Here is an 11,411-nt window from a genome sequence, read left to right on the forward strand (position 1 = left end):
CCTTAGGCGCAGGGCTGCCTATCTGTCACCTATGACCGCGCCCCGTTTGACCAATCGCACCATTGTACGCCTCTCTCCGCTGGACGAGAGCGAGGACGTTGCCGCGTTCCTGCAAGGCCTTGTCACCAACGATACCACAGGGCCGCTTCCCGTCTGGGCGGGGCTGCTGAGCCCGCAGGGCAAGGCACTGTTCGATTTTCTGGTGTGGCCAGATGCGGAAAGCTCCGGCAAGGACTTGCTACTCGATTGCGAATCAGCCGCCGCGCCCGCGCTGGCCAAGCGCCTCTCGCTCTACCGCCTGCGCCGCCGCATCGGCATTGCGGAAGACACCACCCTCGGCGTCTATTGGCAGGCAGAAGGCGCGCCGACCGATCCGCGCCTCCCCGCGCTCGGCCACCGCTGGATCGCGCCGGTGAGTGCGGACGACACGGCTGCCGAGGCCGCATGGCTGGCGCATCGCCTGGCCTGCGGCGTACCCGAAGGCCTCGCCGAACTGGGCAGCGATCAGACGCTCTGGCTGGAAACCAACGCGGTCGACTTGAACGGCGTGAGCTTCACCAAGGGCTGCTATGTGGGGCAGGAAAACACCGCGCGGATGAACTGGCGGCAGAAGGTGAACCGGCGGCTCGTGGTCGTGCCGCTCGCCCAATCAGACCCGGCCCGCCAGCGCGCAGCCTATCCGGACCTCGGCCTTGCTGTCGATCACCGCCGTATCGAGGACATTCCGGCCGAGTTGGCGCCTGCGTGGATGGACCTCAGCCCGCCTGCATGAGCTTGGCCTGCTCGGTCGCGGCATCGAGCATGCTTGCGGCATAATCGCGCGCGGCGGTGCGCGGCAGTTCGAGCGCCTGACTGAGCGGGCCGCCCATCTGCGCATCCCCCAGCGCCATCAGCACCAAAGTCAGGGTGGTGCCGCGCATCGCATCCGACCCGAACTCGTTCAGTTCCACCACCAGATCGTGGATGACATCGACGATCGGATCGAGCGCATCCTCGTTGCCCGTCAGCAGCATCCACGAAGCGAGTGCGCCTGCGCCTTCACGATCGAACGCATCGAAGGTGAGATCGACTACATCGCGCGGGGAGCCGACGCCCGAGCGACTGGCAATCACTGCCTCGCGAATCACCACGCAGATCGTTTCGGCCAGATGCCGCGCGAGTTCCTTCTGCAGGCCGGAGGCCGAGCCGAAGTGGTGCAGCAGATTGGCATGGGTGCGCCCGATGCGGCCCGCAACGGCCTTGAGCGTCACCGCTTGCGGCCCCGCTTCGATCAGCAGGCCGCGCGCGGCTTCGAGGGCGGCAATACGGCTTTCTTCAGGACTGAGACGCTTGCGAACGGACATTGCGAGGCGGTTTTCCCCCTTGCGGCGCGCACGACCCCCGCGCACCGGAGCCTCAAGGCCTAGAACTCCGGCGCTTGCAGGGCAAGGGGAACGCGCGGGGTCAGGCCGCGTGTCGCATCGGCTCGCGGTCGCCGCCGCCAGTGCCGTCACCGCCGCCGTCGCCGTTTTCCGCGCCGCGCAGCCGGGTGTGGTAGACCACGCTCGTCACCACCGTGCCGCGTCCCTCGCTGCGGCGCGGGCGATGCTCGCCGGTGGGCGCAAAACCGAGCTTGCGCAGTACGCGGCCCGATGCGGGATTATCAAGGAAGTGGCTCGCCTCGATCCGGTCGTGGCCGAGCGCCCGCGCGACCGAGAGCACGGCGCGGGCCGCCTCGGTCGCGTAGCCGCGGCCCCAGTGCTCGCGCGCGATCCAGTAGCCGAGCTCGGCCGCGCCGTCTTCAGCAGCGACAATGCCCGCACAGCCAATGATTCGCGCGCCCTCCGCGCCCGGTAGGGTCACCAGAAAATCGGGATAGCGCGTGACCGGCTCACGGCTGACGAACGACCGCGCATCTTCCGGGCGGTAGGGCCACGGCGCACGCGCCAGATTGCGCACCACCGCTGCATCGTCGATCGCGCCATGCAGCTCGGCCCAATCTTCGGGCCATGCAGGGCGCAGGAACAGCCTTTCGCTGCGAATGAACATGCCTTGTCTCCTCATCCGCCCCTCTGTTTCCACTGGCCGCTAACCAAAGGAAATGACAGGCATATTGCGTTTCGCCAGGTCTTGCGCAGGTAATGCGTCAGAGCGTGGCAAGGGTGAGGGAGACACGAAAAAAGGGAGACGGGCTGGCCCCTCTCCCTCGTCAAGCCGGCTTGTGAGAGCCGGCGGGGGCCATCCGTCGCGGATGGCCCATAACCATCCGATTATTCTGCGGCCTCAGCCATCATGTCCACCGAGACGTACTTGCGACCAAGCTTGCCCGAGTGGAAGCGCACCTTGCCTTCGGCGAGGGCGAACAGGGTGTGATCCTTGCCAATGCCCACATTCGCGCCCGGGTACACTTTCGTGCCGCGCTGACGGATGATGATATTGCCACCGATCACGTGCTGATCGCCGAACTTCTTGACGCCGAGGCGGCGGCCTGCCGAATCGCGACCGTTACGCGAAGAGCCGCCTGCTTTCTTATGTGCCATTTCAGATTACTCCGGAATCTTGTCAGGTATCGCGCTTACGCGACGCTGAGGATGCGCAGCAGGGTCAGCTGCTGGCGGTGGCCGTTCTTGCGGCGATAGTTGTGCCGACGGCGCTTCTTGAACACGACCACCTTCTCAGACTTCGCCTGCGCGATGATCTCGGCCGAAACGGTAACGCCCTTGGCATCCGCAATCGCGCCTTCATTCCCCGCGAGAAGAATGTCGGTCAGCGTGATCGTATCACCGGCTTCACCCGCCAGCTTTTCGACCGCGATCTTGTCTCCGGCGGCAACCCGATACTGCTTGCCGCCCGTGCGCACGATTGCGAACATGGTTCCTGCTATCCGTTTCAAGTGTCTGGCTGCCAAACTGCTTGCAATCCACGAACACGCGAATCACGAACAACTGACAGCATGGCCGAATCTCCGCACGATTGCGGAAGCCCGGAAAGAGAGGCGCGGTTAATCGAACGGGTGCGGCCTGTCAACGCCGGAGGTAGGCTGCAAATGCCGTTGGCGGCCAAATTGCGGCCCGCCCCGCACATCGGCCTGCTTCCCCGCTCCCGCAAAAGCTTCTATGGCCCGCCCATGGCCCGCCTGTCCATCCGTATCGCCGCACCGCTCGGTGCCCTGCTCGCGCTTACGGCGTGCAATGCGGACCGCTCGAGGTTTCCATCACTGGCGATTCGGCCCGCCGAGCGCGCCTATGGCTCTGGCCAGCAGGCCGCGCCTTCTGCCGTCCCCGGCCCGGCCGCAATCGCCGATCTCGCCGGGCGCGTCGCAGCGCTGCGCGAAACGGCCACCGCCTCCCACGCCCGCTTCACGGCGCAGCAGGGGCAGGCCGCCAGCCTTGTCAACGCCGCCAAGGGGAGCAAGCCCGGCACCGAAGCGTGGAGCCGCGCGGCAATAGCACTCGCCAGCCTCACGTCCGCGCGCGGCGAAGGCATGGTCGCACTGTCTGACCTCGACCGACTGCTGATCACTGCAACCGAAGCCGCCGCAGTCGGCCCGGACACCGATCTCAAGGTCGTCGCCCCAGCTCACGGTGCAGTTGCGGCCCTGCTGGCCGAAGAAGACCGCACAATCGCGGCGCTGGCCGAAAAGCTGGAAAGCTGAGGGCCTACCAGCGCGCCAGATCGCGGTGATCATCGAGGCGCGGTTCGATCCAGCGCCAGCCAGCCGCCGTCTTCTCACGCTTCCAGAACCAGCTCTGGCTTTTGAGGTGGTCCATCGCGAAATCGGCTGCCGCGAAGGCATCGCGGCGGTGGCGCGCCGCGGCGGCGACGAGCACGATCGGATCGCCGGGATACATCACGCCGTGGCGGTGGATGATGAGCAGACCATCGAGCATCCAGCGGGCGCGAGTCGCAGCGGCCAAAGCTTCCATCCCCGGCAAGGTCATCGCGGCATAGTGCTTGAGTTCCAGCGCCTCCACGGCCTGCGGGCCGCCTTCGGCACGCACTTGCCCCAGAAAGCTGACGATGCCGCCCGCCTCCGGATGCGCTGCTGTAAACGCTGCGAGCTCGTCGGCAGCCGAGAACCCCTCGCCCAGCAGTCGCACGTCCGGCACGTCAGCCTCCGCTGACCGGCGGCAGGAAGGCCAGCTCGTCGCCATCGGCCAGTACGACCGCATCGTTGTCACCAACGAGGGCGCCATTCAGCGCCATGCGCACACGCTCGCCGAGCAATTCCACCGCCAGCGCCGGATCAAGCGCGGCGAGCACATGCTCCAGCGGCCCCGGCGTCACCGCAAGCTCGCCCATGCCGGCGATGTCTTCCAGCCTGCCGAGGAACACCAACCTGGCTGACATGATCAGCCGCCCGTCATCGACATATGGCGGGCCAGCGCGGGCGCGGCGCCCGGCTTGTCGATCACGAAGGCGTGGCGCTCCGGCTTCTCGCCCATCGCGCGGGAGAAGGCATCGGCCAGCGCGGCTTCCGGGTTTTCAGACCGCAGCGCAGCGCGCAGATCGACTTTGCCCTCACCGCCAAGGCACATGAACAGCTGGCCGGTGGCGGTGACGCGCACGCGATTGCAGCCTTCGCAGAAATTGCCGGTCAGCGGCGTAATCAACCCCAGCTGCCCGCCGGTCTCTGCAATATCGACATAGCGTGCCGGGCCGCCAGTGCGCGCATCGCTGGCGGTCAGCGTCCAGCGCGCTTCCAGATCGCGGCGCACGGCATCGAGCGGCAGGTAGTGATCGAACCGGTCGCCCTCGACTTCGCCCAGCGGCATGACTTCGATCAGCGTGACCGAATGCCCCTCGCCGTGGGCCCAGGCGATCAGATCGGGCAGTTCGTGTTCGTTGATGCCCTTCAGCGCCACGGCATTGAGCTTGACCTTGATCCCCGCCGCCTTGGCCGCAGCAATGCCTTCGAGCACTTGCGGCAGGCTGTCGCGCCGGGTCAGCTCGGCAAACTTGGCGCGGTCCATCGTATCGAGCGAAACGTTGATGCGCTTCACGCCCGCCGCCGCCAGATCGTCAGCGAATTCGGCGAGGCGCGTGCCGTTGGTGGTCAGCGTCAGCTCGTCCAGACTTCCATCATCGATCTTGCGGCCCAGCGCGCGCACCAGCTGCATCATGTCGCGCCGCACCAAAGGCTCGCCGCCGGTCAGCCGGATCTTGCGCACGCCGCGCGCGATGAAGGCGAGCGCGACTTCGTGCAGCTCTTCCAGCGTGAGCACTTCGGCGCGCGGAAGGAAGGTCATGCGCTCGGGCATGCAATAGGAGCAGCGCAAGTCACAGCGGTCGGTGAGCGAGAGCCGCAGGTAGGTGATGCGGCGCGCGAAGCGATCAATCAGCGGTGACGGGGTGCAGCTCATGCCTCAAGGTATACGAAGTCTCGCGCAAAAGATTCAAGGTGCGCGCCCCCATCAACAAAAATAGTCTGACCGGTGATCGCGCGGGCCTGCGCAAGGAAAACGACCGCATCGGCAATCTCGCCGGGGCTGGCGAGTCGCTCCAGCGGCATCAGCGCGGTGAGGCGCAGCCATTGTTCTTCGGTGTAGTCCGGCGTCGGCAAAGTCAGGCCCGGCGCCACCGCATTCACCCGCACGCGCGGCGCAAGGCTGCGCGCCAGCGTGCGCACTGCGGCATGGAGCGCCTGCTTGGACAGCGTGTAGCTCAGCTGATCGGGGACCGGATTGATCACGCGCTGATCAAGGATATGGACGACCGCCGCGTCACCCTGCGCCAATTCCGCCAGCGCGCGCGTGAGCAGCACCGGGGCAGTCAGGTTCACCGCGAGATGCTCGTCGAGCATGGCAGCCGTCACCGTCGCGGCACTGTCATCGCGAAACAGCGCGGCGCAATTGACCAGCAATGTGGGGGCCCGCCCGGCCAGCGCCAGTGCCTCGGCCGGCAAGCGCCGCGCCGCTTCGGCATCGGCCATATCCGCGGTCAGCGAAAAGACCGTAGCCCCCAGACCGGCGAGTTCATCGGCAAAAGTGTGGTCGAACTTGGTGGCGCTGTGGGCATGGAGCGCCAGATCCCAGCCTGCCGTGGCAAGCGCGCGGGCAATCGCCGCGCCGATCCGCCGCCACCCCCCGGTAACCAGCGCCAGCGGACGGGCCGACGGCTGGACCATCAATCGCGCCGATGCCGGGTAAGCGTCATGCCGATTTCTTCGCCGCGTTCGCTGATGGCGAGCTTGACGATCTTCACCATGACGCGCTCGATCCGCTTGTCCTGCAGGAACAGCGTTTCGCAGATATGATCCGCCACCGATTCGATCAGCTGGAAATGCACACCCTGCGGCAGCCCTTCGCTGGCCGCATGCTTCAGGTCCATGTAGTTCTTGCTCGCCGTCAGCGGGCAATCGGGAGTGTAGCGGTCCTGCGGCTTCAGCGCTGCCGTGATCGAAATGCGCAGCGGCTGCGGCCGCCCGGTTTCCTCGGAATAAATCCCGGTGAGCACATCGGTTTCGATGTTGGCGACTTCAAGGATAAGGCTGTCGTTCACGGGCCGCGCCTCTGGCACTCCGCCGCCCCCTTGTCCAGTGCCGGTGGCCGCGTGGCCTGCCCCAGATTTGCTTATGCTGCGGGATTGGACCAGCGCGCGAAGATGGCAGTGGGCAGGATACGCCCATTTTCGCCATCCTCGCGGATCGCCAGATCGCCATGCTCCACCGTGCCCGGCAGCCCCGCCAACGCTTCGGCCAGCAGCCCGCCAATCGCCAGCGAGGACATGCGCACGGCATAGACGGTGAGAAACAGGAACCGGCTGTCCGCATCCAGCAGCCGCGCGCAATCGGCGATCAGCGCGGGTAGGTTCTCTTCCAGCCGCCAGACTTCGCCATCCGGCCCGCGCCCGAACTTGGGCGGATCGAGGATGATCCCGTCATAGCGCTTGCCCCGCCGCACTTCGCGCGCGGCAAACTTGGCCGCATCGTCGACGATCCAGCGCACGGGGCGGCCTTCCAACCCTGCCACCGCCGCATTGGCGCGTGCCTGCGCCACCGCCTTTTTCGATGCATCGACATGCGTCACCGGACCGAAGCGCGAAAGCGCCATGGTGCCGACGCCGGTGTAGCCGAACAGGTTCATGGTGCTGGCATCGCTGCGGCCATCCAGATGTTCGCCCATCCAGTCCCACACCGGGGCCATATCGGGAAAGAAGCCGAGGTGGCGGAACGGCGTGCACTGCGCGGTAAAGCCGATCCCGCGCCAATCGAGTGGCCAGCCCTCACGCGGGACTGGCTTGGCATAAGTCCAGCGCCCGCCGCCATCCTCGTCCGATCCGGGCACGAATTCGCCGTGCGCATCCCACAAGGCCTGGCGCGGTGCCCACATGGCCTGCGGTTCGGGGCGGATGAAGCGGTAGGGACCGTAGCGTTCAAGCTTGCGCCCGTCGCCGCTGTCGATCAGGCCGAACTGGTCCCAGCCCGGCCCGACCATGAGCTTGGCCTGAAGATCGAGCGCGGCCAACTCAGGCGCTGCCCGGACCGGTCTTGGGCGTAGCGCGCTCGGCAATCCACGCGGCGACGGTGTCGTAGTCGCCTGGCAGGCGGGTATAGGCTTCCTCGCGTTCGAACAGATCGCCCATGCGGGTGGGGAGCGCAGGCCGCACGCCAGTCGCGCGTTCCACGGCATCGCGGAACTTGGCGGGGTGCGCGGTCGCCAGTGTCACCACCGGCACATCGGCGGGCAAGCCCTGCGCCACGCGCGCGGCGTGGAGGCCGATGGCGGTATGCGGATCGAGCACTTCGCCGCAGGCCTCGTGCGCCCAGCGCATCGCCTGCGCCATTTCCGCTGCATCGGCGCGGGTGCTGGTGAAGAGCTTGGCCGCATTCTCGCGCTGCGCATTGGTCAGCTTCATCGCCTTGGTGCTCTCGAACTCGCGCATCTGGGCGGCCATCGCCGCGCCATCGCGCCCGCCGGCATCGTAGAGCAGCCGCTCGAAGTTCGAGGAGACCTGAATGTCCATCGAAGGCGCGGCAGTGGGCGTGACCGTGCCTGCGGAATAGTCGCCGGTGGAAAGGGCGCGGTGGAGGATATCGTTGATATTGGTCGCCACGATCAGCCGTTCGATGGGAAGGCCCATCTGCGCCGCGACATAGCCTGCAAACACATCGCCGAAATTGCCCGTCGGCACGCTGAAGGCGACGCGGCGTTCGGGCGCACCCAGTTGCAGCGCGGCGGCGAAATAATAGACCACTTGCGCCATGAGGCGCGCCCAGTTGATCGAATTGACCGCCGCAATGCCGAAGCGCTGGTTCATGCCCAGATCGCCAAACATGCGCTTCACCATCGCCTGAGCATCATCGAAGCTGCCGTCGATGGCGATGTTGTGGACGTTGGGCGCGAGCACCGTGGTCATCTGTCGCCGCTGCACATCCGAAACGCGGCCATGCGGGTGGAGCATGAAGATATCGACCTTGGCGCGGCCCGCCACGGCATCGATCGCCGCCGAGCCGGTATCGCCAGACGTTGCGCCGAAGATGGTCAGGTGATCATCGCGCCGACCGAGAAACTCCTCGAACAGCAAGCCGAGGAGCTGTAGCGCCACATCCTTGAACGCCAGCGTCGGGCCGTGAAACAGCTCCAGCAGCCACTGCCGTTCATCGAGCTGCACGAGCGGCGTGACCGCGGCATGGGCAAAGCGGCCATAGGCCTCGCGCGTCAGCTCCAGCAGGCGTTCAGGCGCGATGCAGTCCCCCACGAAGGGCTGCATGACTTTCGCCGCCAGCTCCGCATAAGGCAGGCCTGCCATCGCGGCGATCTCGTCATGCGTAAAGGTCGGCCAGCGCTCGGGCACATAGAGCCCGCCATCGGAAGCGAGGCCGGCGAGGGTCACGCCCTCGAAATCGAGCGAGGGCGCGCTGCCCCGGGTGCTGACGTACTTCATGGCCCCGCCGGTTAGCGGGCGGGGGCGCTGGGCGCAAGGATTTGGGGGCAGCGGCGCGGGCTTTGCGGATTTGGCATCGTCCTTGACCTAGGTGTATCTTCAAGATACACCCTGCGTGTGAAGCAGATCACTTACACCCGCGCTGCGATCAAGGTTCTCAAAGCGATGCCTCGCAACGCCGCAAACCGCATCGTCGCAAAGGTGGAAGAATACGCGAACGATCCTGCCTCGCAGGCCAACAACATTACCGCCATGAAGGGCCGCGAAGGCATTCGATTGCGGGTTGGTGATTGGCGGGTGATCATGCACGACTGCGTGGTTCTCGCAGTGCTTGAAATTGGCCCACGCGGCGGCGTTTATCGGTGAAGGAGTTCAGCATGGGCGAGATGATCACGATCCCGCTGGAAGACTACGAACGGCTCTGCGCCGCATCGAGCGAGCTTTCCGATCTGCACGCCTATGATCGCGCCATGGCCGCGCTCGATAGCGGCGAGGACGAACGCGTTCCTGCAGACTTTGCCAAGCGCCTGATCGCAGGTGAAAGTCCGCTCTGTGTCTGGCGGGAGCTCCGCGGGCTGGCGCAGGCCGAACTCGCGCGGATTTCCGGCGTGGGCCGTGTGCAGATCGTCAATATGGAAAAGGGCGTGCGCGGCGGATCGGTGGCGACGATGAAGAAGCTGGCCGAGGCGCTGGGCGTTACGATCGACGACCTGGTCTGAGATTCAGCCCGCGCGCATCCGTTTCCTGAGCGCCAGCGCATAGATTACCAACGCCACCCCGGCGAAGAGGAACCACTGCACCGCATAGGCGAGGTGGTTGTTCGGAATGTCGCGCGGATCGGGCTTGGCGTTGGCCTGAAGCCCGGCGAGTGGCGGATCGGCAATGAGGCGAGCCGCACCATCCTTGTGAAATGGCGCGACAATGCCGTTGACCACACCGCCGTTCCAGACCGGTGGCTTCGGATCGCGCGACCACCCCGCCTGAACGTAGGCCGTGCCATTTGCTTGGATGCCGCAAAGAATCACGTGGACGTATCCGGCGTCACCTTTGTCGTTGCGCCCTGAAATCGATTCCCAGTCACCTGAGGTGAAACGGCAATCGACTTGCGACCGGTGGTAGAGAGCGTCTTCGATATGCGCGGGGTTTGCATCCGGGAATATGCGAAGATCAGAACTGCCGGATGCCCCCTCGTAGCGCGCGAGCATCGCCTGCTTCTCGTCCAGCCGCTGAAGCTGCCACAGGCCGAGGTGGATCATGTACCCCACCGCCACCAGCACCAGCAGCGTCGGCAGGATCGGAATGCGCTTCACGTCAGAACTCCTGCGGCTCGCAGCCGCGCCAGCAGCAAACCCGCTTTGACCAATCGCAGTGCGCCGATGATCGTGCCCAGCACGACCACGACGATCAGGCCGAGCAGCACCCACAGCGGCGGACGCAGCGCCTCATCCAGCTTCAGTGCTCCGGCCATCAGCACAATGATCAGCGGAAGCAGGACGGCATAGAGCCAGCGCCCGCGCGGTTCATAATCTGCAAATACCAGCCCGCAGCCCCGGCACCCAGGCGCGAAAGCCGCCGGTGCATCCCAAAGGGTGCGCGCGCTGCAGCGCGGGCACAAACCGAAAAGGGCAGCGCGGGTAAGCCCGCCCTGCCCTTTCGTTGCTTGTTCGGTGCTGTCTGTCACCGGGGACCGATCACTCGATCGGCGCGCCCCAGCCGCCCCACACGTAGATGGCGACGAAAAGGAACAGCCACACCACGTCGACGAAGTGCCAGTACCACGCGGCCGCTTCGAAGCCGAAGTGCTGGCGGGGGGTGAAGTGCCCCTTGTAGGCACGGGCCTGGCAGACGATCAGGAAGATGGTGCCGACGATCACGTGGAAGCCGTGGAAGCCGGTCGCCATGTAGAACGCCGAGCCATAGGTGTTCTCACCAAAGCCGAACGGCGCGTGCATGTATTCGTAGGCCTGGATCGAGCTGAACAGCAGGCCGAGCGCGATGGTGGCCCAGAGACCCTGCTTCAAGCCTTCGCGGTTGCCGTGGATCAGTTCGTGGTGCGCCCAGGTCAGCGTCGTGCCCGAGCAGAGCAGGATCAGCGTGTTGAGCAGCGGCAGATCGAACGGGTTCATCACCGCTTCGATGCCCTTGGGCGGCCATGTGCCGCCGACCACTTCAGCCAGTTCACTGGGGAACAGCGAGAAATCGAAGAAAGCCCAGAACCAGCCAACGAAGAACATCACTTCCGAAGCAATGAACAGGATCATGCCGTAGCGCTGGTGGAGCTGCACGACCGGCGTGTGATCGCCCGCATGCGCTTCCTTGATAACGTTGCCCCACCACGAGAACATGGTGAGCGCCACGCCGAAGACGCCGAGCATCAGCGCGATCTTGCCGCCAGCCATGCCGTGCATGGCAAACACGCCGCCAGTGGTCATCGTCAACGCCGAAAACGCGCCGACGATCGGCCAGATGTCAGGCGGCAGAATGTGGTAGTCGTGGTTCTTGGTGCCGGCCATGATCGTCTCTTAAACCCCCGTCAGCTTGGGACT

18 protein-coding genes are annotated in these 11,411 nt (G+C 65.6%); 4 read left to right on the forward strand and 14 right to left on the reverse strand.

The window, feature by feature from the left end; translation table 11 throughout:
* Positions 1-31: 31 nt before the first annotated feature.
* The gene (locus CFE35_RS11520; RefSeq protein WP_292930746.1) at positions 32-772 is read left to right on the forward strand and encodes a folate-binding protein; all 741 of its coding nucleotides are present in this window, start codon (positions 32-34) and stop codon (positions 770-772) included.
* Here the strand turns inward: CFE35_RS11520 and CFE35_RS11525 are convergent.
* From CFE35_RS11525 to rplU, 4 genes are all read right to left on the reverse strand, one after another.
* A complete protein-coding gene (locus CFE35_RS11525) occupies positions 756-1,343 on the reverse strand; it encodes a TetR family transcriptional regulator (protein WP_292930747.1) in 588 nt (195 codons plus the stop codon). The two genes, CFE35_RS11520 and CFE35_RS11525, sit on opposite strands and share 17 nt — an antisense overlap.
* A 100-nt stretch (positions 1,344-1,443) precedes the next feature.
* Positions 1,444-2,028 (reverse strand): GNAT family N-acetyltransferase, encoded by a 585-nt coding sequence (locus CFE35_RS11530; protein WP_292930748.1) that lies wholly within the window; start codon positions 2,026-2,028, stop codon positions 1,444-1,446.
* A gap of 221 nt (positions 2,029-2,249) precedes the next feature.
* Positions 2,250-2,519: a 50S ribosomal protein L27 gene (gene rpmA / locus CFE35_RS11535; RefSeq protein ID WP_147158731.1), complete on the reverse strand. Its 270-nt coding sequence runs from the start codon at positions 2,517-2,519 to the stop codon at positions 2,250-2,252.
* Between the two features lie 35 nt (positions 2,520-2,554).
* A complete protein-coding gene (rplU, locus tag CFE35_RS11540) occupies positions 2,555-2,851 on the reverse strand; it encodes a 50S ribosomal protein L21 (protein WP_292930749.1) in 297 nt (98 codons plus the stop codon).
* A 255-nt stretch (positions 2,852-3,106) separates the two neighbouring features.
* Between rplU and CFE35_RS11545 the strand changes: the two genes are divergently transcribed.
* Complete coding sequence (locus CFE35_RS11545; protein ID WP_292930750.1) at positions 3,107-3,634, forward strand: hypothetical protein; 528 nt, start codon at positions 3,107-3,109, stop codon at positions 3,632-3,634.
* Between the two features lie 4 nt (positions 3,635-3,638).
* Here CFE35_RS11545 and CFE35_RS11550 read toward each other — a convergent pair whose 3' ends face one another.
* The 7 genes from CFE35_RS11550 to thrC form a co-directional block, all read right to left on the reverse strand.
* On the reverse strand, positions 3,639-4,088 hold the full coding sequence (locus CFE35_RS11550; RefSeq protein WP_292930751.1) for a molybdenum cofactor biosynthesis protein MoaE: 450 nt from the start codon (positions 4,086-4,088) through the stop codon (positions 3,639-3,641).
* A gap of 1 nt (position 4,089) precedes the next feature.
* The gene (locus tag CFE35_RS11555; protein ID WP_292930752.1) at positions 4,090-4,329 is read right to left on the reverse strand and encodes a MoaD/ThiS family protein; all 240 of its coding nucleotides are present in this window, start codon (positions 4,327-4,329) and stop codon (positions 4,090-4,092) included.
* A gap of 2 nt (positions 4,330-4,331) precedes the next feature.
* Positions 4,332-5,342, reverse strand: a complete 1,011-nt coding sequence (moaA, locus tag CFE35_RS11560) for a GTP 3',8-cyclase MoaA (protein ID WP_292930753.1) — start codon at positions 5,340-5,342, stop codon at positions 4,332-4,334.
* Entirely contained in the window at positions 5,339-6,106 is a 768-nt protein-coding gene (locus tag CFE35_RS11565) for an SDR family oxidoreductase (protein WP_292930754.1), read from the reverse strand. Before CFE35_RS11565 ends, moaA begins: the two co-directional genes overlap by 4 nt.
* A complete protein-coding gene (locus tag CFE35_RS11570; protein ID WP_292930755.1) occupies positions 6,106-6,480 on the reverse strand; it encodes a dihydroneopterin aldolase in 375 nt (124 codons plus the stop codon). The genes CFE35_RS11565 and CFE35_RS11570 overlap by 1 nt, the downstream gene beginning before the upstream one ends.
* 71 nt (positions 6,481-6,551) lie before the next feature.
* Complete coding sequence (locus CFE35_RS11575; protein WP_292930954.1) at positions 6,552-7,415, reverse strand: class I SAM-dependent methyltransferase; 864 nt, start codon at positions 7,413-7,415, stop codon at positions 6,552-6,554.
* Positions 7,416-7,446: 31 nt separating this feature from the next.
* Complete coding sequence (gene thrC / locus CFE35_RS11580) at positions 7,447-8,865, reverse strand: threonine synthase (protein ID WP_292930756.1); 1,419 nt, start codon at positions 8,863-8,865, stop codon at positions 7,447-7,449.
* Positions 8,866-8,982: 117 nt separating this feature from the next.
* Between thrC and CFE35_RS11585 the strand changes: the two genes are divergently transcribed.
* On the forward strand, positions 8,983-9,231 hold the full coding sequence (locus tag CFE35_RS11585) for a type II toxin-antitoxin system RelE/ParE family toxin (RefSeq protein ID WP_292930757.1): 249 nt from the start codon (positions 8,983-8,985) through the stop codon (positions 9,229-9,231).
* An 11-nt stretch (positions 9,232-9,242) separates the two neighbouring features.
* On the forward strand, positions 9,243-9,584 hold the full coding sequence (locus tag CFE35_RS11590) for a helix-turn-helix transcriptional regulator (RefSeq protein WP_292930758.1): 342 nt from the start codon (positions 9,243-9,245) through the stop codon (positions 9,582-9,584).
* A gap of 3 nt (positions 9,585-9,587) precedes the next feature.
* On the opposite strand, the gene CFE35_RS11595 is transcribed toward CFE35_RS11590, so the two are convergent.
* From CFE35_RS11595 to CFE35_RS11605, 3 genes are read right to left on the reverse strand one after another with little or no spacing between them, the layout of a single operon-like run.
* Entirely contained in the window at positions 9,588-10,175 is a 588-nt protein-coding gene (locus CFE35_RS11595; RefSeq protein ID WP_292930759.1) for an SURF1 family protein, read from the reverse strand.
* Positions 10,172-10,546 (reverse strand): DUF983 domain-containing protein, encoded by a 375-nt coding sequence (locus CFE35_RS11600; RefSeq protein ID WP_292930760.1) that lies wholly within the window; start codon positions 10,544-10,546, stop codon positions 10,172-10,174. The genes CFE35_RS11595 and CFE35_RS11600 overlap by 4 nt, the downstream gene beginning before the upstream one ends.
* Positions 10,547-10,556: 10 nt before the next feature.
* Positions 10,557-11,378, reverse strand: a complete 822-nt coding sequence (locus CFE35_RS11605; protein WP_292930761.1) for a cytochrome c oxidase subunit 3 — start codon at positions 11,376-11,378, stop codon at positions 10,557-10,559.
* Positions 11,379-11,411: the final 33 nt, after the last annotated feature.

This window comes from Novosphingobium sp. PASSN1 (genome assembly GCF_002278815.1).

Coding starts and splice junctions, on each gene's coding strand:
- moaA (WP_292930753.1), bottom strand. CDS start 5,342: ATGAGCTGCACCCCGTCACCGCTGATTGATCGCTTCGCGCGCCGCATC.
- CFE35_RS11545 (WP_292930750.1), top strand. CDS start 3,107: ATGGCCCGCCTGTCCATCCGTATCGCCGCACCGCTCGGTGCCCTGCTC.
- CFE35_RS11555 (WP_292930752.1), bottom strand. CDS start 4,329: ATGTCAGCCAGGTTGGTGTTCCTCGGCAGGCTGGAAGACATCGCCGGC.
- rplU (WP_292930749.1), bottom strand. CDS start 2,851: ATGTTCGCAATCGTGCGCACGGGCGGCAAGCAGTATCGGGTTGCCGCC.
- CFE35_RS11565 (WP_292930754.1), bottom strand. CDS start 6,106: ATGGTCCAGCCGTCGGCCCGTCCGCTGGCGCTGGTTACCGGGGGGTGG.
- rpmA (WP_147158731.1), bottom strand. CDS start 2,519: ATGGCACATAAGAAAGCAGGCGGCTCTTCGCGTAACGGTCGCGATTCG.
- thrC (WP_292930756.1), bottom strand. CDS start 8,865: ATGAAGTACGTCAGCACCCGGGGCAGCGCGCCCTCGCTCGATTTCGAG.
- CFE35_RS11575 (WP_292930954.1), bottom strand. CDS start 7,415: ATGGTCGGGCCGGGCTGGGACCAGTTCGGCCTGATCGACAGCGGCGAC.
- CFE35_RS11605 (WP_292930761.1), bottom strand. CDS start 11,378: ATGGCCGGCACCAAGAACCACGACTACCACATTCTGCCGCCTGACATC.
- CFE35_RS11525 (WP_292930747.1), bottom strand. CDS start 1,343: ATGTCCGTTCGCAAGCGTCTCAGTCCTGAAGAAAGCCGTATTGCCGCC.
- CFE35_RS11590 (WP_292930758.1), top strand. CDS start 9,243: ATGGGCGAGATGATCACGATCCCGCTGGAAGACTACGAACGGCTCTGC.
- CFE35_RS11520 (WP_292930746.1), top strand. CDS start 32: ATGACCGCGCCCCGTTTGACCAATCGCACCATTGTACGCCTCTCTCCG.
- CFE35_RS11530 (WP_292930748.1), bottom strand. CDS start 2,028: ATGTTCATTCGCAGCGAAAGGCTGTTCCTGCGCCCTGCATGGCCCGAA.